The organism is Roseobacter sp. EG26 (genome assembly GCF_049830555.1).
In the GTDB taxonomy this organism is placed as follows: Bacteria; Pseudomonadota; Alphaproteobacteria; order Rhodobacterales; family Rhodobacteraceae; genus Roseobacter.
The window spans coordinates 1-25,265 of the sequence record NZ_JBNBLH010000021.1 but is presented as its reverse complement, the minus strand read 5'-3'; the positions used below and the strand labels follow the sequence as shown (position 1 = coordinate 25,265).

The window sequence follows — 25,265 nt, the reverse complement described above, 5'->3', positions numbered from 1 at the left end:
CTTATACATTGGTGCGCGATTGGGTCATGCGTCGCCCGATTTCCGTGCGTCCGACAATCACCTGCATGAGGGCCACGACGCTGAGCATCACGAAGATCAGAGTTGTGGAATAGGCAATCGCCAGCCCGTAATCGTTATTCTCCACCCGCCCGATGATGTAGCTGGTCGCCATGTCGTATTCCGCCGAGACCAGAAAAATCACTGCCGAAATGGCCGTCATCGCACGCACAAAGCTATAGACCAACGCGGCCAGGATCGCCGGTCGCAGAAGCGGCAGGATAATCCGGCGGAAGGTCTCCCAGGAATTTGCCCCCAACGTCAGGGACGACTCGTCGAGCGATTTGTCCAATTGCGACATGGAAGCGATGCCCGCCCTTACACCGACAGGCATGTTCCGGAAGATGAAGCTGACCACAAGAATGATGCCGGTTCCGGTGATCTCAATCGGCGGAACATTGAAGGCCAGAATGTAGCTGACACCGATCACCGTGCCGGGAATGGCAAAGCTGAGCATGGTGCCAAATTCGAATGCGTTTTTGCCCGCGAATGTCTGGCGCGTCAGAAGATAAGCGGTGATCAGGCCGACGATGGCCGTGAGCGGTGCGGCGATCGCGGCGATTTTCAGTGTCGTCCAGAAACTGTCCCACGCAGCGCCCGACCAGCGGATGCCGCCCTCCTCCAGACGGAACGAAAATGCGGTGATGTAGTGTTTGAATGTGAGCGTGTTATTGACACCCCAAAGCTCTACAACCGAGCCATAGAAGATCATCAGGTAGACAACCGCTGTGAAACCGGCCCAGATCATGGCGAGCGTCAGAACCGGCAAGGACAAGGCCCGCGGCATATGGGGATGCACCCCGCTATCACCCTTGCCGGAAACGGTTGTGTAGCTCTTTTTGCCCAACCAGAAACGTTGCGCGTAAAACGCACCCAGCGTGAAACACAGTAGCACCATCGCCAGAACGGCCGCCTTGCCCTGATCATATTGTGCGCCAACGATGGCAAAAAAGATCTCCGTCGAGAGCACATCGAAGTTTCCTCCCAGTACCAGCGGGTTGCCGAAATCGGCCATGCTTTCGATGAAACCGAGTAGAAAGGCATTGGCCAGCCCCGGACGCATCAGCGGCAAGGAGACGGTTTTGAAGACCTGCCACTTGCTGGCGCGCAGCGTTTGCGCTGCCTCTTCCATTGACGGCGAAACACCTTCGACCACACCGATGAGCACCAGAAACGCGATGGGTGTGAACGCCAGCGTCTGGGCGATCAGCACCCCCGGCAGGCCATATAGCCACCGCGTCGGCTGAATGCCGAACGCATCGGAGAAAAATACGGTGACGGACCCCGACAGCCCAAAGAGCAGAATAAGCGCAAGGCCAATCACGAAGGGTGGCGTGATGATCGGCAGGACCGTCAGCGCCCGCAAGGCGCGTTTGTAGCGAAAGCCAGACCGGGTCACCACCAATGCGAAAATGAGGCCCAGCACCGTTGTGATCAGCCCGACAAGTACCGCAAGGAACAGCGAATTCCACGCCACGCCGCAGCGCCCGCCCGAGAGGCACCCCAATCCCCAAAGACGGTCATCAAAAAACTTGGCGGCAAAGACGCTGGCGGAATAGCCGCCCTCTTCCGTGATGAATGCGGCGGTCAACATCTTGGCGATCGGGAAGAAAACAAATGCGGTGACAATCACGATGACGCCGCCGATTGCACTGACGACAAAGACATCGCCATTGATCGCGCCGCGCGCAGCAATGCCTTGCGTAAATAGAAACAGAAAAGCCGAGGCACAGATCAGCGCGCCATATCCCATCCCAAACTGACGGTCGCCCAGATCGCCAAAGACCGCTTCGGCCCAGTCGAAGTTCCAGCCGCGGATACCGATGCTGAAGCCCTGAACAATCAACCAGCCAAAGCCGAAAGCCCCTGCAAGGATCAGCACCTTGGCGTAAAGCGGATCGGTTTTTCGCCTTTTGACCACCCAGAGCGGTGCCAGAAGCGCCAAAACCATTGGTGCCAGCCACAGTTTTTCGCCCTGGCCGATCAGAAACGCGGCAGGCGCGTAATCTGCATCAAGTGGGTAGCCATCTACCAACCATTCAAACGCAAAAAATTCCTCCACCCCGTACCAGGGGAGGAGGAAGAAACCGACCCATCCGGCAATGATCCAGAAGATCAGGACCGGATGAGTTGTTTTTTCAGATGCCAGCTGGCGCATATTTATTGCGGCAGAACAGACACCTCATCATCCCACTTCTTCAGCAAACGCTTGCGCTCATCGGACGACCCGTATTTCTTGAAATCGTAGTCAATCAAGGTGATCTGGGACATATCCGGCGCGGAGGCGGATGTTTCAGCTCCCTTGTTAGACGGCACCTGGAACGCATTAACCTGCAGCGCGAGGTTTTGCGCTTCAGCACTTAGCGCCCAATCATAGAACTTTTTAGCTTCGTCCATGTTACGCGCACCGTCGATGATCGACATGGATCCGATCTCGTAGCCTGTCCCCTCACAGGGTGCCACGACCTTGACCGGGAAGCCCGACACAGCCTGTTTGACAGCGTCATGCATGAACACGATGCCAATGGTGTTCTCGCCGCGTCCGGCCGCTTTGATTGGGGCGGATCCGGATTTCGTGTATTGGTTGACGTTGGTATGCAGGCCTTTCATGAAATCAAAGCCTTCATCTTCTCCAAAGAGCTGCATCATGGTGGCCAATGTTGTGTAGGCCGTACCGGACGAATTGGGGTTCGCCATCTGAACATGGCCTTTATATTCAGGCTTGAGCAGATCCTTCCAGCAGGCTGGTTCCGGCAGATTGTTCGCCGCCAGCAAATCGGCGTTGTAGCCGTAACCCAAGGCGCCGGAATAAATCCCAATGGTTTTATTGCCGGCACTTTCGGCCTGTGAGATCGCCCAAGGATGCAGTTGGTCCCGCATTGGTGACAGGTATTCCGCGGTCAGCCCTTCCTCAGCGGCCTGAAGATGCGGGTCACCCGTGCCGCCCCACCAGACATCGCCCTTTGGGTTGGCGCTCTCCGCCTTGATTTGCGCAAAGGTTTCGCCTGACGATTTGCGCGTCATTGCCACGTCTATGCCCGTGGCATCCTGAAAACTGTTGGCCATCAACTGGCACCAGTCCTCTTGCGCGGAACAATAGAATGTCAGTTTATCCGCTTGCGCGGCACCGGCTGCGGCAACCAGTGCAAGCGCGGATGCACCGCACAGTATCTTTAATGAAGTCATGTAATCCCTCCCAGAACCATCTGCTTTGTAACAGTTTTGTAAAACAAGCCTAGAAAGGGAATTCTGTTCTTGCAAATGAATTCGCGCCCCAAGGTGACCCGGCGCCCCCCTTTTGAAGCGATCTGGAATGCCGCGCATGGGGTCCGGCCTTCGCAAAGGATCACAGCGGGGTCGACAAATGGTTGGACAACTGCAACCAGAGGTTTAGGCTAAACCGTCAGAAAGCTGCATTGGCACCTGGATATTGCGAGCGTTTGATAATGTTGAAACCCCTCCTGATCGCTTGGTTGTTTACAGTATCCACCGGCTATATTTCAGCCATGTATTTCATGGCCGATATGCTCCAAACGAGCAAAAGCAACGCACAACAGGAACACCGTGCCCGGCTTGACCCCACGGCTGATGAAACCGGCCGCACGGGCGTTGATGCGCGCGCACTGGACGGCATCGATCATTCCGAGCAAATCTCCGTCGAAACAGGTATTTACGTCGACCGTATCCCACGTCTGTCGATGCCGGATACCAATTGGACCGTTGATTTCTACCTATGGTTTCGATGGTCAGATCGCGAAATCTCGCCCGGGCAAAATTTCCATGTCATAGATGGTGAGATTCTCAAAAAGGAACTCAAGACGCGCTATGACGATAGCGTGACACGTTACGAACTCTATCGTGTCACGGCGCGCATTTCCAAGTTTTTCAATGTTGCCAGGTTTCCGCGGGATGACCATTTGCTGGCGCTTCGCATCGAAGACGCGCAAAACCAGATTGGGAAAATGATCTTTGTGCCCGATGTCAGCGGCAGCGCGGTCAGTTCCCGAGTTAAGATTCCGGGCTACGAAATCTACGACAGCACAATCGTCCAGAAACCGCATTCATACAAAACCAGAAGAGGCGATCCGCGCCTCGCAGAAGGCTACCAGGCGACCTACTCGCAACTCGTCTACGGGATCGCGATAAAAGAGCCCGGTTGGGCACTCTACATCAAGATGTTCCTCGGAACATTCGCCTCCGTGGCCATTTGCCTTTTGTCATTTCTTATTGGCCCCGCACATACCGGGCCTCGCTTTTCGGTCAGTATCGGTGCCTTCTTCGCGGCGATCGCAAGCACCTATGTGGTGTCGCGCCTTATCCCCAAAACCGGCACTGTCGGCTTAACCGATTTCGTGACAGGTGCTTCGTTGGTGACAATTTTTCTCGCGGTCCTGACCTCTACGATGACGCTGAAAATTGGCGAGGTGACCGGCGGGGCGCCGTTGCAACGGCGTTTTGACATCGCCGCACTGCTGGTTTTCCTGATCGGCTACATCTCATTGAACATCGTGATCGCGCAAGCGGCCTCAATCTGATCGCCCACATGGGTATTTCAGGCTGGTTTTCCCGATCACGCAAATTTGGGTGGCCACGATTGCTCGATGCTCACTTTTGGAGAATCCAGGGAACGGTTGTCAGATCGCGTTTTCTCGGTGCAGGAAAGATCGCGCATACTTTGAAAACCGGGACGAAGGCACCGGCACGATGGTTTCAAGATAATTGTCCGGCACCTCGAAGGGTGCCTTGATCTCAACCACCTCCTCCAGATCGCGGAACTGCCTAGCGCTGCCACTGTAGCGGTATCGAATATCGCTATCGAAGGTTATTCTAAGGTCTTCGTAATTGAAGTAGGATCGCCGGTATTCGATGCAAACTGAGGGAATTAGGTTTCCATAAGACTGATCCACGATGCCATTTCTTATGAAATTAGCGAATTCTTCCGCTTTAACTGCCTTGGTCGTTTTGAAACGCCCTTCGACGGAAGACGTTTTTCGCTCCAGCGACAGACTCGATTGATCATCATTGTACCAGCGAACCCTGATTTTGAACCGTGGCAATACGCCTTCTTCGGAGTCGCGAAAGGCTTGAAGATCCCGGGTATCAAAATATTGGCTGGCAATCTTGCGATTGGGATGCAGCAATGACATTCCTCGCCCCAAAAGAAGCGCTCTGAACTTCTTTGCATCGCTTGAGGTCAACCGAAATTTGCGTTCTTTCCGAAAGCTCATTGCGTGAGTTCGTTAACAGCGATGTCTGAAAATGCATCCACGTTGACATCCCCCTCGCAATCGTAGGCATCCAGTTTCAGCGTCCCACCGCCATATTCCTGCTTTTTCTGGAACGCCTCAGCACAGATCGGGATTTCCTTACCCACGAAGCGAACAACATGAGAGCGAGAAAAGTCTTTTGACGATACGCCTATCGCGGCTGTGTCGATGACAACGTCATCCGCTTCAAACTGAGAATTTTCCCCGACCGAAATGCCTTTATCACCGCAGTCTTCGAGAACCGCCGAGGCAATTTCGAATTTTCCCGAAGACACATCAAAGCAATCATTGCCCGTGCGCGTCACCTTGAGGTTACCAATCGAGATCTCAGAAAAATCGATATCGATCGCATCGGCGAAGCCATCCTCTACCGTCAGGCTGGTGAGGAATCCCTTGGACGAGACGATGTTGACACTGTCTTCGCACTGCCCACCCGCGCCGGAAACCTTACTCGCATCGAAAGTCACATCAAAGAAATTCAGACATCCGGTCAGCCCAAACTTGTTAAATCGCTGTGTGCTGAGTATCGCGGTGCTTTGCGCATTCCCATCGAAATCGATTGTCCAGCCTTGAAGATGCACTCCGCGCACAAGAACCCAGTCATCAGCTTCGGTTTGCGTGACAATCATTTTTCTTGCTGCAAGGTCGAGATCGACCTTGGCACCGGTCGAAAGAACCAGTTCCCCACTCAAAAACGGCAGTATTCGGAACTCGTCCTCGATTGCCTGATCTGGCTCAGACAAGAGCAGCAGCCGATCATCTTCGAATTCATTGTCGCTGATCAGATCGATCAACTCAGTAGACGACAGCGAGACCCTCTCAGCCTCCCCAGATGCCGATATCCGTTGTCCGATGTAATCCCCTGCTTCGGTGCGTCCTTCGAGATCAAAATAGCGATAGCTAAATCCGAAACCGGCCGCACGATCTGCCAGTCTTTGACGTTTTTCCGCAAAGGCAAGAACCACTTTCTGATCAGTGTCCTGCGCATATGGACGCTGCATCTCCCGAAGGGTGGCAATTCCCGAGAGCATCGCTTCAAGGCTTTGGTTCATCATGGCATCTGCGGCCTCTCTCTCCATCCTTGCCCGCTTGAAAAAGGCCTCCTTGAATGCATCATCGTTTTGCAACGCCTCAACTCGTGTCGCCATTTCCTCAATGGCTTCTGGGGATGCATGTTTGAGAAAGAACTCCAGCGACTTGGCCTCACCAAGACGCTCGAAAGGTTTTAGCTCATTGAGAAACTCAAGGTTGCCATCGTAGTAGATCGGTTCAAAGGTCTGCGAGAAACTATTGAAGTAGAATTTGCGGTTGTGGGGCCGCAATGCGTGCCGACCGGTCATCGCCAGCAAGGCAATCGCATATGTTTCGAATACGTGATCTTCAGCGTTGGGGTTTGGCGCCAACTGCATGCCATAGTACCTGAATTCGACATCGTCCGCGTAAGCTAGGAAAGCAGCTTGCAGCCGTTTGAAAGCCTCCAGCGAGATCTGCGTCGAAATCTCGCCCTTCTCGGCCCATTTCCCATTGGTCAAACGGGCCAGAGAGACACTTTCCAGCTCCAGATTGTCGAACCCATCGACATCCCACGTCAGGTCTTCATCCCCTTCAAAAATCGGACCTTCGCGGCGGTTGTTCCGTTCCAAAAGTTCTTTCTGGGCGTTTTCCTGAAACAGTAATTGGACCGAAATTCCGTTGATCGACGCAGGAACCATGAATGTCTCCGGCGCGATGAACCCAAGTTTGCGCAAGATCAACGTGCCCAAAACCTCATTCACACCCATGCGCGTGTGCGGCAAAAGCAGTTTGAACCGCGTAGCGTTCAGGACATTCCCTTCCCGAAGCCGGACATCGAGACTGGAGATGATATTGCCGCCGGGCAGCAAATTTATGTGGTCCTTGATGTCACCGCTCTGCCGGACCCGTGCTTTGTAGCTGCAGTTTCCAAACGGATAACGGACCAGCAGGGTCGCATCCACCTTACGCTTGAATTCATCTCCTATGGTGATCTTGTCGGTCGCAAGGATCGAGATACTATTCTTGAACCATTTCCTGCTTTTGCGAATCTCGACATCAATGCTCTCGATCTGAGCAGGATTGGCAAGTTCATCGCGGTAAGCGTAGGTCGCAAAATCGCAAGCTGCCATCGACGCGGTGGCAAAGCCGCAGAAGCATAAGGCCCAGATGAAAACCCTTTTGAACGGTCGTCCCAGCATCACTTGTTTAAGCGCGCTTCGATGACAGACGGATTGCCCTCTAATTTTCGCAAATCGCCTTGGAGGACCGTAAACTTGTTAGATGCTAGAATGTAAGAATAGGCGCCGTCGCGGCGCACTTCGGAAATCAGATCTTCGCTATCCTGAAGAGCATGCAAAGCGGCGCTGGCCTCAACCTCCAGCGTACTCAGACGATTGCCCTCGCTAAAAGACGTCTCAAAATAGGGGCGTCCGAGAATGCGCGGAGCAAGGATGCTCGCAACCACCATCACCACGAGTGCCAGTCCCATGGCGGCAACAAAAAAGACGAGCCACTTGACTGAAACCGAAGCGGCAATCCCCATGGTGATCGCTGCAAAATAGACGGAAAGCTCAAAGGGCGATTTCACCGGATTTCTGAAACGAACGATAGACAAAGCGCCGATCATGCCCAGCGACAAGGCGATATTACCGGAAATGACCTTGGTGATCACAAACGTAATAATCGGCAATGTGGTAAGCGTGGCGGTATGCGCGAAGGTCCCAACCCATCGCTGCCCCGCCATGATGAGAGCAGCCCGCCCAGCCAAAGAAATGGAAATCAACAGGCAGACAATAAGAACTTCTTGAACAATAGACTCGAACATAATTGACAGCATTCCCAACAGTTAACACTCCTAAACAGCAGATTTTTTTCCTTATATCAAGTGACTTACAACTCCTGGGCGATTTGCCTGATGGAAAGACCGGGCTCAGCACAGGCGCCCGGAGCGGCAGTCTGTTGCCCTTGAATGGTCTTTTGAACGCCCGTTGAGGTAACGCATCTGGCCACAGCTTTGGCCTCCAACCGGTGGCGAAACACTCGAAAAAATATCGCAACATCCGAGTGTGCTTCTGGCACTTTAGCGAAATCTCGTGCTGCCGAACGATCCAAGGCTTAGCGCTAAATTTGATGCGCGGGCATCAAAAATTCGCCCTAGAGTATCGCCATCACATTTCTTACTGTTCGGAAAATTCACCTCAACTAACGACCGCCGATTGGGTGGCCTTCTGGTGCAATCGGTGGTTTACCAAATGGGCTTCAACTATCTTTGCGCAGGTTCAATGGAAGCGTATGTGTGACATGAAACAAATGCCGACTCTCGAAATAAGTCGAGCAGACGCTGAACTGGCACACTAAATATATCCGTCGTGGAGGATTGAGAATTGATTTTTTCCGCTCATTTCCAAGGTGTTGAAGGGTGATCGACAGAACTCAACCTGGCCTTCAGGAGTTACGCCGCGCGCGGCGGGCTGGCGCTTGGCTTTTATGGGCGGTGTTTGGGTTCAGCATCTTTGTGAACCTTCTGATGCTGACCGGGCCTCTTTTCATGCTGCAGGTGTACGACCGGGTTTTGGGGTCTCGTTCGGAAGAGACACTTGTCGCTCTTTTTCTTTTGGTCGCAGTACTCTTCGGTTTGATGATGGTTCTTGATTATGCGCGCGGCCGGGTGCTGGCGCGGTTTGGCGCGCGGTTTCAGTCTCAAATGGATGATCGGGTGTTTGAGGCTATTCTCAGGCGCGCAGTGGTCCCGTCCGAAAGGGCAGCCCCCGCCAGTGGGCTACGGGACCTCGAAACGGTTCGGACGCTCTTCGCCTCGCCGGTGGTGATCGCGCTTTTCGATATTCCATGGACCCCTGTCTTCCTTGCAGCGATTTTCATCTTTCATCCCTGGTTGGGGTGGCTGGCGGTTGCTGGTAGCGCGACACTCGCGATCATCACGTTGCTGAACAATTGGCTGACGAAATCCAAAACGCTGGAAGCACAAGTCGTTTCGCAACGCGCCCAAAGCTTCGCCGAACAAGCACGCCGCGCGGCAGAAGTCGTGCGCGCGCAGGGCATGAGTGCGTCGGTCGCAGACCGTTGGCATGACCTTCGGGACGCATCGCTTGAAACCTCCATGCGCGCCAGCGACTGGACAGGCATTTTCACCGCAATTTCGAAGTCCTTCACGCTGTTTCTGCAATCGGCGATGCTGGCGTTGGGAGCCTATCTGGTATTGCAGGGCGAAGTGACCGCCGGTGCGATGATTGCCAGCTCGATCCTGATGGGACGCGCACTTGCCCCGGTCCAGCAGGCGCTAGGACAATGGAACATGGTCCAGCAGGCGCGCGCGGCGTGGTACTCCTTGGCGCAATTGCTGGAAAAAACGCCGGAACTGCGTGAGGCTCATGCGCTCCCGCAACCCCATGCCAACATCTCCGTTGCCGGGGTTTCCGTGATGGCAGCTGGTGCAAAGGCTCCCACTTTAAAGGCGGTGTCCTTTTATCTGGGCGAAGGCGAAGCTCTCGGCGTGATCGGCAAGAGCGGATCAGGCAAGACAACACTTGCAAAAACCCTATTGGGCCTCACACGGATCACCGCAGGAGAGGTTCGTTTTGGCGGCGCAACGCTGGATCAATATGACCCCGATGCTTTGGGCTCTTACATCGGATACCTGCCGCAGAATATCGTGCTCTTTTCCGGTACGATCGCTGAGAATATTGCGCGCATGTCGACACAGCCGGATGATGCAAAGGTGGTTGAAGCCGCCAAGCGTGCCAATGCGCACGAGATGATCCTTTCACTCCCCGATGGGTACAAAACCGTTGTCCATGGCGATGACGCACAACTGTCGGGTGGGCAACGCCAACGCATCGCTCTGGCGCGGGCGTTCTACGGAGACCCCGTTTTGCTCATCCTGGATGAGCCAAATTCTGCATTGGATAATGATGGCTCAATCGCCCTGAATTCGGCAGTACGTGACTTCAAAGCCAGAGGTCGCGCTGTGGTGATCATGACCCACCGCCCCTCAGCCATTTCTGAATGCGACCGGTTGCTGGTCATCGAAGGCGGTCAGATCAAGGCAGATGGCGCGCGTGACGAGGTCCTCAAATCGATGGTGAGCAATGTGGAAACGATCAAGCAATCGCTCACCCAGGCGAAGTCATCATGAACAAAGTGCCGCGTAAGACCCAAAGATGGAAAGCAACAGGTCCGTTGTTGATCGGGATGGCCGCCTTGATGGTTCTCGTGGGTGTTTTGGGTGTTTGGAGTGTTCAGGCGCGGATCGCGGGTGCCGTGATCGCCTCTGGAATGATCCAGGTGGAATCCAACCGTCAGGTACTGCAACACCCGCAGGGCGGTGTTGTTGGTGCGCTGCTCGTGAAAGATGGTGACGTGGTATCCGCTGGCGACGTTGTGCTGCAGTTTGATGACACGCAACTGCGCTCGGAACTTGCCATCATCGAAGGGCAGCTTTTCGAAATCCTGGCCCGCAAGGCCCGCTTGCAGGCGGAACGCGACGGTCTGGATGGTCTTCCGATCTCCGATGACCTGCGCGAAGAAGCCGTGCGGGATCCGGCGGTCCAGGCATTGATCGACGGACAGGCCAGACTTTTTGGTGCGCGTGCCGCCTCGCTTGAACAGAGTTCAGAACAGATCGCCGAACAAATTGCCCAGGCCGAGAACCAGATCCTGGGGGCTACTGCCCAGCTCGCGGCTCTCGAAACCCAGGAAGCGTTGATCGAAACGGAATTGCGGGATGCACAGTCGCTACTGGAAAAGGGGCTTGCCCAAGCCTCGCGTGTTTCGGCGTTGCAACGGGAACAGGCGCGGCTTTTGGGGGAGATTGGCAACGTAACGGCCAATGTCGCACAATTACGGGGGCAGATCGCCGCTCTCAATATCGAACGGATCGCCTTGACAACGCGTCTGCGCGAAGAGGCGATCACGACACTGCGGGATTTGCAATTCCAGGAAGTGGAACTGGTTCAGCGCAGGCTCAGCACCAAGGACACGTTGTCGCGCATGGACCTGCGCGCGCCCGTGAGCGGCGTCATCTACGGGTCGCGGGTTTTTGCCCTGCAATCGGTTGTCTCTCCCGCTGAACCGATCATGTACATCATCCCGCAGGACCAGCCGATGGTGGTTTCCGCCCGCGTAGATCCAATTCACGTGGATCAGGTTCATGTGGGACAGGCCGCCACCTTGCGTTTTGCCGCCTTTGATCAACGTTTGACGCCTGAGATAACCGGGCGGGTCACCAAGCTCTCCGCCGATATCTTTACCGACGAGACCACGGGCATGTCCTATTATCAGGCGGAACTGATCCCTGTTCAGGGTGAAATGGAAAAGCTGGGAGGGCAGGTTCTCCTCCCCGGGATGCCCGTGGATGCGTTCATCAAAACCTCCGAGCGCTCTCCTCTCAGCTATCTTGCAAAACCCCTCACCGACTACTTCACGAAAGCCTTTCGGGAAGGGTAAATCTGCTCGGTGATGCGCACTACATTGACCCGCAATCATTGCGACCAAACCCAAACCTGTCCTGATAGAAATTTCCTGAGACACAGCTACGCTACAGAAACCATGGTCGGATTGAAATCCGGACGAGCGAATAAACCTCTCCAAAGTCTGTAGCGCCAAATGCCTGAACGCGCCAACATCAGCCTGCTCAGGGCCCCGCACCTTGAAGGGGCTTGAGCAAAACTGCGATGAAATGGTCAGACCCAACCCCGCAAGCCAATTTACATCCAACTACGGCCTATAGTTCGCACCCATCGAACTCCTCCATGAGCGCCTTGAAAGCCTGACTTTCGCGCAAAGTCGCAAAATCCAAATCCGTTGCAATCCAAGCGATCAAGCGCCGCCGCACAAGGCTTGAGGTTTTTGAGAGACGGGCCAAACGTTCTATCGCTTCGTCGGCTTGGCCCATAAACACAAATGCGCGGGCAAGATTGTAGTTAAATTGTACCAGGCCATCGTCATCGCCAAGGATCATGGCCCAACGACACCACTCTCGGGCCTGATCAGTCCGGCCAAGCTCAGCGTAGACAGATGCCCCAAACGCGAGGGCGTCGGTGTTGTCAGGATGTCGCTCTACCGCCGCTTCGAGCCGGCGTCCCGCCTCGCGCAGAGCTTCGGTCGCCTCATCATGACGGCCCATTGCGCGCAGCTCTTCGGCAAGAAGACCTGAAGAGCGATAATCCTCTGAGCGCAAAGATGCCGCTTGAGCATAAAGGCGCGCCGCCTGGGCACGGTCGCCGCGAACGCGGTGGTTCCGGGCCAGGAAAAACGGCGGCTCATAGAGGTCTGGATCCATCTGCGCGGCGATCGCCAGTTCCCGTTCGGCTGCGCCATAGTTGCCTTTGGCGTAGTGCCCGAGGCCCACGGCGGCCCTGACCTCCGCCAACTCATCATCCAATCCATAAGCCTTGCGCGCCAATTCGCTGCAGCGCGAAAACCCGGGATCGCCCCCTCCACCGATTGATCTGATGGATAGGTAGAACTCGCACAAAGCCAGAAGCGCAAACGCCTCTGCATATTTGGGATCACGTTCAACCGCCTGCGTCAGCAGAAGCTTTGCAGTTCCAAGGCTGCGGTGATCGAGACCACGGAGGTAAAAGGAACGGGCTTTCAGGAAGAGTTTGTAGGCTTCAACATCCTTTGTACCCCTTTTGAACTCTGCATCGGTGTCCGGAAACAGGGCACCGCGCAGGGCTTTAACGACGCGACGCGCGAGCAGGTCTTGCAACAGGAAGATGTCGGTCAACGGATGGTCGAAGCGGTCGGCCCAGATTTGATCACCAGATCCTCCGTCGACGAGCCGGGCGGTGACACGCACCGATTGTCCGTCCTGCCGGACGCTGCCCTGTAGGATATGGCTTGCTCCCAGACTTCTCGCGACTTCGATGGTGCAAACGCTTCTGTTCTTGAGTGCGAATGCCACGCTGCGTGCTGTAACACCGATGTCACGAACCTTGCCCAGATCCGTAATGATGTCTTCGGTCAACCCATCCGCAAAGTAATCTTGTGTTGGATCGCCCCCCAGGGTGGCGAATGGCAGAACGGCTATCATTGTTGTGCCGGTTGGAAGCGCGACGGCATCTTTTGTCCCAACTGCGTCAGCCGATCTAATCCGATCTGCAATCTCGGTTGTCTCTTTCTCGGGTTCTATTCCAAGGTTTTCAGCAAGCAGTTCACGCGCCGCCTCGTAGCATCGCAACGCCAGGCTTCGCTCACCTCGTTCGACGTGCCCGTGCATGAGTGTCCGCACCGCCTCTTCGTTGAACGGGTCGACCGAGAGCAGGCGGCGTGCCGCATAGGACATCGCGCTGGAGTGCCTGGTGGCCTCCCCGCGGCGCATAAGACGCAAAGCCAGACCTGTGAAGACGGCATCAAGTCGCGCGCGTTCAGCGAGAAGCCAGTCGCGAAAAAGCGGATCAGATATCTGCAAGCGTTCCAGAAAAGGACCACGGCGCAACTGTAAAACATCCTCTGAAAGATCATCCGCAGCATCCAAAAGATCGAATACATCGACAGACAAATCGGGCCCGAGCCTTACCGATTGTCGATCTGCCTCGATGAGGCAGATACCAGCCTCTTCGGACAACAACTTGAGCCGACGCAGCGCTTGTTTCAGGCTGTCACGGGCACGTAGTTCGCTACTCTCGCTCCAAAGAACTCCCGCGAGTTGGCTACGCAGCATGCACTTGTCGGCGGACAGGGCGAGGAGACCCAGCAATCCACGGTCTTTACGGGCTGAAACGGATAGGAACTGATCGCCGCAGCGCAATTCGAAGGGCCCAAGTAAATTGAGCCTAATGCCATGTTCCAACAGAAATCCGTTCATACGACCTTCAGTCTGCTCAGTGATGAGCCATGGATTCACGATTTTTTCCCGAAGGGGTTCCCGAATCAATTCCCTCCAGGCGTGCACAATACCACGAATCAGGACCGTTGATCTGTGATGCAGAACCCACCGCATGGGTTCGGCAATATTTTGTAAGAGGTTATTTCAATGCGAGATAGACGCCCCCCGAATAGTATTTCTCCCTGGCCCGCACACCCGGCCACCGTCTTTTGGACCCACCCGCAATTGGTACATCCGCCGACACGACAGCGTAGGCGCAGGGTTGGTTTTGGCCAGCGATCGTATTGGAGTGTCGTTGGCATTCTGCTCACCATCGCCCTCGTGCAAAGCGTCGCACCGACGCAAGAGACAGTTGCAATCCGCTCCGACGATCCGGGCCGCATCGCGATACCGAGACCCGGTACAGCAAACTGAGCACTTCTTTTCCGACACGTGAGGACCGCCAACATGTCAGAGACCACCCTGGAATTCATTACGCTGAGACAGCCCGAACGTATTCGGCAAAAGCTGAAACGTCTGCGCTATATCCGTGACCTCAGAACGGATGCACAAGCACCATTGCGCGAGCAACTCATCGGGACCGACAATTATTTGCAGAAGGTGGTTCTTGCCAGGGCCATGATGGAAGGCCCTCTCTTCTTTAGCGCCGAGCGATATTATCAACTGCAATTCGAGACGGTGACCGACACCCTGCGTTCTGAGCTGCGGGGGCCGGTTCACAACCGGGACGGCAGCACTACGGAAGGCGTAGAACTGGCAAGCATCATTGCCCTGCTCGAAGACCGCATACCCGCACTGGCGACTTCGAATTTTTTCCATAATCCGGTGCTGCCGCCGCCTGCGCTTTTGGTCCTGTTTCTGGAGTACTCTGTGATCTGGGAGTCGCTTTACGCGGTCTGTGTGATGGCGGGCATCCATCAGGTCGAAACGAACCATCATATCGATGCCATTCGCGGGATGCATCTTCTGACCCTGCTGCGCCTCGAAAACCTGAAGCCCACGCCGCCGATCACATGGCCATACTACGACTTCGATGCCTACGAGGCGACATTGCCCAAAAATCTCCTGAGCTACAACAACCTAGCCTAGCAGCCGATGAAGCGGAGAGCCAAAATGAAAAGAACGAAGACATCACAATCCAGACGTTCGGATACCGCCGCCAACAAGACCGCCGCAACAACCACTGCTGCGCAAGATACCGCAACCGACAAGCCACTGACATCTCTGAACTCAGTTCTACCGATCTTCGGAGGTGACGACGATCTGCTGCAACCGATCAAATCATGCATCCATTTCCGGCCCTTGCGGCAAAGCTGCCTTGCGCCCGTGACCGTCGGCGACCTGCTGGTCGTTGAGCAAAACCTGTGCGGTTACAAGATGGGTGAGATCGCGCAGATCGAAAATGTCATGGCCCGCGAGCGCCGCGAATTCAGCAGCCGTGACCTCAATAGCATCACGGACACCACCGAAAGTTCCTTTGAACGTGAGATCGAGGAAACTCAAACCTCCGGGTTTGAGGAACGGTTTTCCCTTTCGGTCCAATCACAGGAGGCGCAAAGTCAGCAGACATCTGTCAGCGGCAATATCAGCGCATCCTACAATGCGCCGGCCTTCTCAGCGACCATCGGTGCCAATGCTTCCTACACCTCTTCCAAGGACGCGTCGCTCACAACATCGCAGGAATACGCGAAAACGGTGACCGAAGAAGCCACCAAGCGCGTGCGCGAAGCGGTGAGTGAATTCAAAAAAGTCACCATCGTGACAGAGTCGGTGAAAACCACGCTGCAAGGCTTCAACAACACCGAAAGCGATACCCATATCACCGGCATCTACCGCTGGATCGACAAATACTACAATGCGCAGCTTTTCGATTACGGCAAACGATTGTTCCTGCAATTCTACGTGCCCGAACCGGCCTTCTTTCTGCGCGACCTCGCAAAACTCATCGACCGGCAAGAACTGGCGGACATCGACCCACCCGTTCATCCGCGTGATCTTTCACCGCCCATTAAAAGCTATCAGGACGTCACCGAGGCCAACTACGCCAGCCTCGCCGCAACCTATGACGCCACGGATATCGCGCCGCCGCCGCCCCTGACGCTTGTGAAGGGCAAGGGCATTTCGCACCCCGACGCTGATCCTGGCACCTCTGACAATGGTGTGCAGGACCACAACGAACCGACCCTCGCCAAGACGATCGACACGGTCATTGTTGACCAAGGGTATCACCTGGTGGAATGGCAGGCCAATATCCCCATGACCCAGATCAGCCGACCCGACAAGAACGGCACGAACACGGACGTGAAGTACGGATACTACACGACCATCGGCTTTTCCGACACGTCGTCGGACGTCAATATGCTGCTGGTCAACGTGATGGGTGTGACCTGTTATTACCTGACCCACAACGATGGTGCAGACAACGACAAGGACATCATGGTCAGCACCAATCGTTTCGACGAATGGCATCCCTCACCAGACCCGCTCGAAGGCGAAATTCCGATCACGATCGGGGCGGAATTCGAGGGCAAGTTCTACTTCAATCTGCTCTACAAAATGGAGCGTAACGACGAGACGTTGCAGCAATGGCAGATCGACACCTATGCCAAGATTCTGCAGGCCTACACCAATAAGCAAACCGCTTATGATCAGGAGCTTCAGCAGGCAGAGTCGTCCCGCGACAATCAAGTCGGTGCGCTCAAGGCACAGCCGCGCGAGGAGACATACCGGCGGATCGAGGCCGAAGAGTTGCGCAAGCACTGTATCGACATTCTGACCCGGCACACCGCCTTCGCAGAGCAGCCGCAAAAGCTGAACGAGTTGCCCGACGGGCGGATGGAGATCAATCTGTCCGGGCTCTTTGGCATTCCCAACTGGCAAGCGAACAACGTCAATGGTGTCACGGCGGCCTTTGCCGAGGAAGCGTTCGAATGGGAAATGATTACTTACAAGCTCTATCCCTACTTCTGGACGGATCGTCAAAGGTGGGACGAACTTTTTCGCGAGGCTGAAACAGGTGACGCGCTCTTTGATCAGTTTCTCAGATCCGGTTTTGCGCGGGTCGTCGTCCCGCTGCGCCCGAACTATGAGCGGTCTGTTCTATATTTCTTGCGCACAAACATGATTTGGGCGGGTGGTGAAGTGCCGGCCTTTGACGACGATACGCATCTTTCGCTTCTCGAAGAACTGCACGCTTCAGTGCAGCTTGGTAAGGGTGACGGGATGCCCGTGGACGCGCCCTGGGAGGTCAAGGTACCAACCAGCTTCGTCTATCTTCAGGAGGGGTCGGAACTGCCGGAGTTTGACTGTTCCTTCGGCGCCGATACGGGTGGCGCGGTCGAATTGCCCAGCGAGGAAGAGATCGAGGAGCAGGAGACCGCCATGGCAGCACTGATGACATCTGGCAGCAAGGCCAGCGCCGATGGATGACACATCCGGGACCAGCGAAGATTTTGCCTATGATATGTATGCCGAGCTTTTTGGCGCGCTTAACGAAGCGCCGGAAAAGGATCAGGCACGGATTCTGAAATCGTTCCTGCTCGGCAACATCGATACGATGCGCGAGCATACGGTGTTTCAACTCGATCTCATCGAAAAGCTGGCCTCCATTGCGCTCAACAACGTTCAGGACGTCCGCCTGCACAGTCTGGAAGCCAGAATGCGCGAGATTGAACAGGGCAAGCCAGTCACCTTCGGGCAGATCATGGGGGAATTGTTCTTTGCGCTGGCCATCGAAGTCGTGGTGCTCACCGGGGTGACGACTGCGGCTCCGGTGGTGGCCGGAGCCGGTGCGCTATTGTTGACGAGCATCAAGACTTCTGCGCGGTCGAAGGTGATGCTACGGCGTGTGGCCACGGCCGACCGAAAAACAGCAACGCTTGCGCGAATGCGCTCGGATTTGGCGGGACAAGAGCTACGGCTCCTCAACCGCCTGCACATGCGCCGCCCACCAAAATCGCGCAAACGTGCGTGGCGGGCGCGGAAGAAAATGAACCTTGTAACCAAGGAAGAACTGGCCCGCGTGCGTCATGATATTGAATACCTCGATCAAAACCTTGCCTTTGCCATTGACGCCATGGGGACTGATTTGCCCTCCATGGACGCACTGACCGTGCGCTATCAGGACCTTGCTACAAAGCGCCTGTCCAACAAGGTCCAAGGGTTGATTGACGATTACGCGCATCACGTCGATGCCGGGAAGGCCGCCGTCAGATCGTTTTCCCAGATCGCGTTGCAAGACCATCCCGGTGCTTTTGCAGAGATAACGCCGACGCAAACGGACAGCGCGTCGTATGAATCCGCATTCACAACCACCGGGGCCATCACCGAGATGGTATCGGAATGCGAAGCGCTCAAGCTTGACGTGATCGAACACTACGCGCAGATGCAGGCCATCCTCGATAACGTCCCAGAAGATGATATCTTTTCAGCCTTTGAGACCGTGCTGGTCATGGAGGAGATTGAAAACAACCTTTTTGACATGATCGATCTTTCCGACACCATTCTGGCCGATCTGGACGCTTTCGTTGTACCTATGGAGTTGGCGGTGTGGCTGCTTTATCTCGAAACAAACAACGTCCTTGAACGCGAGCGCGCCCCAAGCAGGAAATCCCTGAGGGTTGGCGGGTATCCCGCCGCGGAAACGCGCTTTATTGACGACAATTTCGTCGATCAGGTTCTGAGCACGACCACCGGTCTCACAGACTCTCCGAATACGCTCTATGAAGGTCGGCATTATCCCGGCCTGCGGTTGCTTGACGAACACCAAGCCTACTACCTGTTTCACCGATTTGCGAAACCCGCTTTCGGCCAGATAGCTGATCGGGTGCCGGTCAGCGCGACCAAAGAGCTTTCGAATTTCATCCACAGGGACGTGGACGAGCGTGCGTTTGACAACGTTCTGTCATTGGAAAAGGTCTTTTTCTGGAGCGGTGAAAATGAACGGCGACGGGATTTGGTCAACGAGATGCGCTTGGTCGTCATCGAGTATTTCAACTTTGTGCGCGAAAAGGTGGAGCAGCGCGAGACAGTTGGCTTTTCGCAGGCTGTGCCCGAGGGCACGATGATCGGGCAATTGCTTGGCAGTATCGAAAGGCCGATGCTGCCGGATGTCCCTTCGCAAGAACAGCCCGGGCTGACCGCTCAGGAGTTCTTGCTCGAACTGGACGCAGCACAATCGATGGCGTGGGAAGAGCGCACGCTCACCACGTTGGACAATCTCGACGCCGCCAATGAACGCGCGCTCGAATTTTTTGCGCACACTCAGGCGATGAAAGAAAAATACAAAGAAGATTTCGCAGAATCGACCTTCAACGACCTTTTCTTACTTCAGGCAGAGGCTCAGTTGCTATCGACCCGAACAGCCATCGAGGGGCAGATTGGGATGATCCAGTCGGATGAGAAGCATAGCTCAAGCAAAGTCGACAACCGGATCGATGCGCTTATGCGAAAACTACTGCAATCACCCGTCGAGAAAGAAATGTTCAGTACATTCGAACGTTAGCAATCTCTACAATTTGCTCAAACTGCCACTGCGTTTCTTCACATGCCACCATGGCTGAGGTGCCTCCTAACGCTCGGCATTTTTTTGGTTGTGGTTTGCACGCTGATGTTCTGTGAAATCGCCCCTTAGAACGAAACGCCAGTCTTGATCTGCGAAGTCGCTGGACAGACGGAATGCGGTACACTGAAGTTCTCACGGCCGATCCATTGATCTCTGGTTTGGGACGTGAAGCTACTCTGGCAACCCTGCGTCTCGGAGGTTGTTCAATACTCGTTCGAGGTCTGAAATGTTCTTGTATTTTCCGTCGTAGTTATGGCGCACTTGCGCGAGCGAATACTGCGGGTCGAACTGTAGCAGACGTCCAACGGCCTCGTTGGCTTCGTCGGTCCTGCCGCGGCAAATCTGGATGATCGCCAATACGCGAAGTGCCATCGGCGGTATCTCGGACATCGCGTTCATGGTTTGCAGCGCGTCGTCGCAGTTCCGTGTGTGCCACTGAACCCAGGCCAGGTTCCACTTTATCCAGTCCTGATGCAGCGGATCGAGACGGATAACTTTCAGCATGAGGTCTTCCGCGTCTTCCGCCAGCCCACCATAGGTCAAAGCCTCCGCCAGAGAGGCCATTGCACCTGTGTCGTTCGGGTTCAGTTCCAGGGCCTGCTTATAACGTGCAACCGCTTTTTCGAGATCGCCTTCCTGAATATGCAGGTATGCCATCGCCGAATGACTGTCATAGTAATCCGGGGCAATTTCGACCGCCTTCCTCGCGTACTCTCGCGCAGCGTTCAATTCCAAAATGGGGTCGCGATCCGTCCACCCCCACCGGTACTTGTTGATGTGGACGAAGGTCAGTCCGACGTAACCGAAGGGCGCCGTCGGGTCGGCCCTTATTGCGGCAAGATTGGCCTGCCGCGCTTTTTCGTTCCCTTCGGGTGTGAAATCGAAAAGATGTTGGCGCGCTTTCAGATTGAGTAACAAGGCCGTCAGCGTGGCTTCGTCTGAAGCGATGACCTTCTGGCCTTCAAAGTTCATGACCTTTTGTGCCACCGTGGCTGCGGTTTTGCGGACGATCTCATCTTGAACAGCGAACACATCGCTCAAATCGCTGTTGTAAACCTGTGACCAAAGGTTGTGCCCCTGGACCGCATCAATAAGCTGGATGGTTACGCGCAACCGGTCGTCGCTTTTTTGCTGACTCCCTTCAAGCAGGTAGCGAACACCAAGCGCCTTGGAAATTGCCTTCACGTCGGTTGGCCTGTTGCGAAAGCTGAAACTCGAATTGCGGGCTATGACGAAAAGCTCGGGAAACCGCGAAAGATCGGCAATCACCCCCTCTGCAATTGCATCACTAAGATAGCCCACATCGTCGCCGACACTGTGATCTTCAAACGCCAGTACGGCGATGGACGGCTTGGCAGGGAGTGGTAGTTCTGTCGAGGTTGCATCAATTGGATCACCGTCATTTGACGTGATCCGAAAAAGGCCAAAACCCAGCAAGGCAATGGTCAACACAAGGCCAATCAAGCCAGTTCTTGACGTTGGATAGTGACGGATTCTCTGTGGTTGATGCGGCTTGCCGTCTGATGTTGCAATCAGTCGATACCCCTTTTTGGGCAGCGTCTGGACAATGCCGTGATCCGTATCGTGCAGGGCGCGCCTTATATCCGCGATACACTGTGTAAGACTGTCATCCGTGACAAACTTCTTGTCCCAGACGCTTTCGAACAATTCTGCCTTGGAAACAGTCTCGCCATGGCGCGCTGCAAGGTAAGCGAGGACTTCCGAGCTCTGACTGCGCAAATGAACCACGTCGCCCAATCCATCGCGCAACTCTTTTGTTTGCAGTGAAAAGACGAAGTCACCCAACAAGACCGTCCCGGACGATTTCATATCTTTTTCAGGATTTACTCCGGACATTTCAGGTGCCTCCATGCCTTTCTACCTTTGCGAAGAGGCACGCCGGGAGGCAAGGGAATTCTCCCGTTCTCGACGCACTCCCGCATGTGGACCTACCACCTGCAACAACACACCCTTTAACCAGAAAGTCGCCGCTACATGGTTCAGGAAATTCAAAATTCCAGGCCCTGTAACCAGTGACACGGATACGTAAGGAAAGAACATGAACTTCACATTGAAGAGTACGGTCACCGCCATTTGTGCGCTTTGCGCCTCTGCCGCCGCGTCTGCGGACTATCACGTAAAGCGCTCGCTTGAACTGTCGTCTCCGGCCGTTGAGGTCTGGCATCTGATCGGCGACTTTTGCGACATTGATGATTGGCACCCAGGTGTGAGCACCTGTTCGCTAAAGACCATCGACGGGTCGCTTGTCCGTGTGCTGACCACGGTTTCAGGGAACGAAATCGTGCAAAAACGTATCGCGGAAGAACCCGGCCTGTCCTACACCTACAAAACCGTCAGCTCGTCTTTGCCGATTGAGAATTTCACCGCGACTTTGTCGATTGAACCCTTTGGTACCCCGCTGGTCATGTGGTCAGGGAGTTTTTCGTCCGATGACCCGGCAATGGAACAAATCATTGTCGAGGATATTGAAACTGGGATGTCGGCCATCGAAGACGTTCTCAAAGCTCGGTAGTCATACGGGTTCGATTTTGCAAAGGCAGCAACTGCCTCTGTCTGAGGCAATTGCTGGGCCTCATCGGAATATACGTACGCCCGCTTTAACGACCATTTGCACCACTTCGTTTCTGGGCAAATGCGCGCTAAACAGAGCTGGTGTTGCTGGGGCCGGGTTCTTTCCTATGCAAGAATTTTTGCATTCGGAACACTGAATACGTGACACCCTCGTCGACTTGTAGCTTTTTGCATTCGATTGTTTCAAATCCACAAGAGAGGTACAGGAACTTGCCCACAGGCGTTGCGAGAAGTTCCAGACGATGGTGACCGGAAAGCCGGGCGGAGACTTCGCAAACGGATAAAATCACCCGACCCAAACCTCGGCGCGCATATGTCGGTTCAGTATACATGGCCCGGATGCGCGCAGTGCCTGACGGATCGGGCTTAGGGTACTCAGCTTCGGGTGTTGATTGATGGATCAATGTTGGGCGCCGGCTCCAACCACCCGACGCTCTGATGACCCCATCCAACTCGACGACAAAGTAGGTGCCGTCCGTGATAAGCCAGGGGTCAAACGGCGTGAAGGTTGATGCATGCCGACGCTGTGCAGGGTTGAGAAAGGGTCCAAGCAGATCGCGCGTGGCGATGTCCGCGAGTTGCGCCAGCGCGGGTAAGTCCGCCTTGTTTGCCGGGCGCAATGTCGGGACGACAGGCGGATTTCGCAGATCGCATGAACTACCGTATGCCAACGGTCTCGAACCCTTCAGCCGAGAAGATGACTTCACGGTAGGTGCCGGTGGCATCTCCGTCCGGTGTGAACTCGACAGCGCTGGCGCCGACATAGTCGATTTCGCCACCTTCCGAAAGAATCTCAAGCCCAGTTGCGATTTCGCCTGGACCAATTTCGATACCGGGCGCATTTGCGACCTGCATCAGCGCATTTGAAAGCGATTGATCACCGGAGAGATGCTTTGCCTGGATGGCAAGTGCGAGCAGTGCAGCGGCATCATAGGCTTCCGCGCGATATGGGGCCTGACCCGGGATACCCTGCGCGGTGAGCATACGATCAAAAGCTGCCACAGTGTCGTTGTCACTCCCAGGAAGTGTTCCGATGGCACCCGTCAGGGCGTCTCCAAAGGTTTCAACCAAAGATGTAGCCACCATGCCGTCTGGAAAAACGAAACGGTCGAACGCGCCCAGATCAAGGGCCGAACGAACGATCGCCTGACCTCCCTGGTCGGCATATCCAGCAACCAACAAAACATCGGCCCCACTTGCCGCCAGCGTCGCGACTTCGGCGGTATAGTCACCCGCACCATCGACATGAGGCAACTCTGCAACCACCACTCCCCCTTTCTTGGTAAATGACTCCGAGAACGATACCGCGAGGCCTTTTCCATAGTCGTTGGCTGTATACGTCACCGCAACCGATTGGATTCCTTTGGCAATCAGTACATCCGCAAGCACCTCACCCTGTCGCCTGTCCGAAGGCGCTGTCCGAAAGAAAAGACCGTTATCCCTCAGGCTGGTAAGGTTTGGGGATGTGGCGGTAGGTGAAATGGACACGATGCCGTGAGGTACGGTAACCCCGCTGGCCACGGCACCGGCGACACCAGAACAGTCTGCACCGATCAGCGCTTCGATCCGCTCTGCAGTCACCAAGCGCTCGGCCGCCGCCACCGCATGCCCTGCATCCACACATGTGCTGTCTGCACGAATGGGCTGAATACGCCGCCCTCCCAAGAACAGACCCGACTGAGTGGCTTCTTCAAGTGCAAGCTCTGCGGAGGCTGCGATTTCCGGGGCCATTGACTCGATTGGCCCAGTGAACCCGAATAGCAGCCCGATCCGAACAGGATCATCTGATGCGGAAGCAGCACTCGCAAAGCACGCGCAGAATGCAGTTGTTGTTACCAGTCTAAACATAAAAACCTCGCTCGATTGGATTCAAGTATTTGAAAACTTGCCGAGGATCGCTTGCTATCTTGACCGCCGGCGCGGACGGTGCTGTTCGAAGGGCTTTCGAACTACCCAATCTATGTCTGGGCGTCTGAGCCCGACATCTGACAACAGATAGCTCGGCAATCCGCGCAGATGCCGGGCATCCCGACGACGGCGCCTGATCAAGGCGATCCGCCCGGCCAGGCGCTGCATAACTGCAACTTTGGGGTTTTGCTTTGGTCTGGGCATTGTGGCCTCCTTCTTCGGTAAAAACACCCAAAGAATACCGTGATCAAGAACGCCCAGTTCGCAAAACACTCCTTAAGTCTGCGGCCGTATCGCAAAACGTAGTCAGTAATTGCGAAAATTCCGTGCCATGCGAGGATATGCTCAATCAAGGAGCGTCCAATGCAAAATCTAGACTCATTTGACCGCCAACTACTGGAGCAACTGCAGATCGACAGCCGCCAAACCGGCCGTGACCTTTCCCAGAAAGTCGGATTGTCGTCTGCCGCTTGCCTGCGACGCGTCCAAAGGTTGCGCAAAATCGGTGCGATCGAGCGTGAGGTTGCTGTGATTTCCCCGAGTTTTCAGGGCCCAGCCACGCGCGTGATCGTGCTTTTGAGCGTTGCGCGAGACAACCCACAGCGCATCGATATCTTAAAGCAAAAGCTTCGTCGCCTGAAGGAGGTCGAGCGTCTATATTATGTGACTGGCGATGCTGACCTTGCGATCATCGTCAGGTGTGCCTCGATGGAGGACTATGCCGCCTTCACTGAAACACATCTCTTTGATCCACCTTTGACAGGCTTCGAAAGCCTCGTCGTTCTCAGGGAGTATCCGAAGGAAGCAGATTAACCGTGAGCGGCGGGATTGAACACGAGCAGCTGTTGCAAGCGTATTCGACTAATTGGGGGAATTTTCTCATTTTACCCGCTTGTCCGTCGTCAGGGATTTTGGGACAGATGGCTGCCTGAACTAAGAGAGGGACTAGCTCATCTGGTTGGTTTGATTATGCGGCGGATTTGCGGTGAAGCAAGCGTCGCGTTTCGATGGTCTT

Annotated in this window: 17 protein-coding genes; 8 read left to right on the top strand and 9 right to left on the bottom strand. The window is 55.0% G+C overall.

Going from position 1 to position 25,265, the window contains the following annotated elements; all coding sequences use genetic code 11:
* Window position 1: 1 nt before the first annotated feature.
* Both ACOTTU_RS23560 and ACOTTU_RS23555 read right to left on the bottom strand, forming a co-directional pair.
* Window positions 2–2,215: an ABC transporter permease gene (locus ACOTTU_RS23560; protein ID WP_425661759.1), complete on the bottom strand. Its 2,214-nt coding sequence runs from the start codon at window positions 2,213–2,215 to the stop codon at window positions 2–4.
* A gap of 2 nt (window positions 2,216–2,217) precedes the next feature.
* Window positions 2,218–3,243, bottom strand: coding sequence for an ABC transporter substrate-binding protein (locus tag ACOTTU_RS23555; protein WP_425661757.1), 1,026 nt, complete (start codon window positions 3,241–3,243; stop codon window positions 2,218–2,220).
* A 260-nt stretch (window positions 3,244–3,503) separates the two neighbouring features.
* Between ACOTTU_RS23555 and ACOTTU_RS23550 the strand changes: the two genes are divergently transcribed.
* Window positions 3,504–4,592, top strand: coding sequence for a hypothetical protein (locus tag ACOTTU_RS23550; protein ID WP_425661755.1), 1,089 nt, complete (start codon window positions 3,504–3,506; stop codon window positions 4,590–4,592).
* A 99-nt stretch (window positions 4,593–4,691) separates the two neighbouring features.
* Here the strand turns inward: ACOTTU_RS23550 and ACOTTU_RS23545 are convergent, their stop codons facing one another.
* The 3 genes from ACOTTU_RS23545 to ACOTTU_RS23535 form a co-directional block, all read right to left on the bottom strand.
* Complete coding sequence (locus ACOTTU_RS23545; RefSeq protein WP_298920808.1) at window positions 4,692–5,285, bottom strand: polyphosphate polymerase domain-containing protein; 594 nt, start codon at window positions 5,283–5,285, stop codon at window positions 4,692–4,694.
* On the bottom strand, window positions 5,282–7,468 hold the full coding sequence (locus tag ACOTTU_RS23540; protein ID WP_425661753.1) for a hypothetical protein: 2,187 nt from the start codon (window positions 7,466–7,468) through the stop codon (window positions 5,282–5,284). The genes ACOTTU_RS23545 and ACOTTU_RS23540 overlap by 4 nt, the downstream gene beginning before the upstream one ends.
* Window positions 7,469–7,536: 68 nt before the next feature.
* Entirely contained in the window at window positions 7,537–8,175 is a 639-nt protein-coding gene (locus ACOTTU_RS23535; RefSeq protein ID WP_298920854.1) for a DUF4956 domain-containing protein, read from the bottom strand.
* Window positions 8,176–8,757: 582 nt separating this feature from the next.
* On the opposite strand from ACOTTU_RS23535, the gene ACOTTU_RS23530 reads away from it, so the two are divergent.
* Complete coding sequence (locus ACOTTU_RS23530) at window positions 8,758–10,491, top strand: type I secretion system permease/ATPase (RefSeq protein ID WP_425661751.1); 1,734 nt, start codon at window positions 8,758–8,760, stop codon at window positions 10,489–10,491.
* Entirely contained in the window at window positions 10,488–11,801 is a 1,314-nt protein-coding gene (locus tag ACOTTU_RS23525) for an HlyD family type I secretion periplasmic adaptor subunit (RefSeq protein WP_425661749.1), read from the top strand. The genes ACOTTU_RS23530 and ACOTTU_RS23525 overlap by 4 nt, the downstream gene beginning before the upstream one ends.
* Window positions 11,802–12,078: 277 nt before the next feature.
* Here the strand turns inward: ACOTTU_RS23525 and ACOTTU_RS23520 are convergent, their stop codons facing one another.
* The gene (locus ACOTTU_RS23520; RefSeq protein WP_425661747.1) at window positions 12,079–14,205 is read right to left on the bottom strand and encodes a BTAD domain-containing putative transcriptional regulator; all 2,127 of its coding nucleotides are present in this window, start codon (window positions 14,203–14,205) and stop codon (window positions 12,079–12,081) included.
* 429 nt (window positions 14,206–14,634) lie between these two features.
* On the opposite strand from ACOTTU_RS23520, the gene ACOTTU_RS23515 reads away from it, so the two are divergent.
* Genes ACOTTU_RS23515 through ACOTTU_RS23505 form a run of 3 tightly spaced genes read left to right on the top strand, consistent with a single transcriptional unit; the run spans window position 14,635 to window position 19,690 of the window.
* Complete coding sequence (locus ACOTTU_RS23515) at window positions 14,635–15,276, top strand: hypothetical protein (protein ID WP_425661745.1); 642 nt, start codon at window positions 14,635–14,637, stop codon at window positions 15,274–15,276.
* Window positions 15,277–15,300: 24 nt separating this feature from the next.
* A complete protein-coding gene (locus ACOTTU_RS23510; RefSeq protein ID WP_425661743.1) occupies window positions 15,301–17,616 on the top strand; it encodes a hypothetical protein in 2,316 nt (771 codons plus the stop codon).
* On the top strand, window positions 17,609–19,690 hold the full coding sequence (locus ACOTTU_RS23505) for a hypothetical protein (RefSeq protein WP_425661741.1): 2,082 nt from the start codon (window positions 17,609–17,611) through the stop codon (window positions 19,688–19,690). The genes ACOTTU_RS23510 and ACOTTU_RS23505 overlap by 8 nt, the downstream gene beginning before the upstream one ends.
* Window positions 19,691–19,921: 231 nt before the next feature.
* On the opposite strand, the gene ACOTTU_RS23500 is transcribed toward ACOTTU_RS23505, so the two are convergent.
* A complete protein-coding gene (locus ACOTTU_RS23500) occupies window positions 19,922–21,580 on the bottom strand; it encodes a winged helix-turn-helix domain-containing tetratricopeptide repeat protein (RefSeq protein ID WP_425661739.1) in 1,659 nt (552 codons plus the stop codon).
* 229 nt (window positions 21,581–21,809) lie between these two features.
* On the opposite strand from ACOTTU_RS23500, the gene ACOTTU_RS23495 reads away from it, so the two are divergent.
* On the top strand, window positions 21,810–22,283 hold the full coding sequence (locus tag ACOTTU_RS23495; RefSeq protein WP_425661737.1) for an SRPBCC family protein: 474 nt from the start codon (window positions 21,810–21,812) through the stop codon (window positions 22,281–22,283).
* 127 nt (window positions 22,284–22,410) lie between these two features.
* Here ACOTTU_RS23495 and ACOTTU_RS23490 read toward each other — a convergent pair whose 3' ends face one another.
* Window positions 22,411–22,962 carry a GNAT family N-acetyltransferase gene (locus ACOTTU_RS23490; RefSeq protein ID WP_425661735.1) on the bottom strand — a complete coding sequence of 184 codons (552 nt, stop codon included), beginning with the start codon at window positions 22,960–22,962 and terminating at the stop codon, window positions 22,411–22,413.
* Window positions 22,963–22,999: 37 nt separating this feature from the next.
* A complete protein-coding gene (locus tag ACOTTU_RS23485; RefSeq protein WP_425661733.1) occupies window positions 23,000–24,190 on the bottom strand; it encodes an ABC transporter substrate-binding protein in 1,191 nt (396 codons plus the stop codon).
* 423 nt (window positions 24,191–24,613) lie between these two features.
* Between ACOTTU_RS23485 and ACOTTU_RS23480 the strand changes: the two genes are divergently transcribed.
* Complete coding sequence (locus ACOTTU_RS23480) at window positions 24,614–25,063, top strand: Lrp/AsnC family transcriptional regulator (RefSeq protein ID WP_425661731.1); 450 nt, start codon at window positions 24,614–24,616, stop codon at window positions 25,061–25,063.
* Window positions 25,064–25,265: the final 202 nt, after the last annotated feature.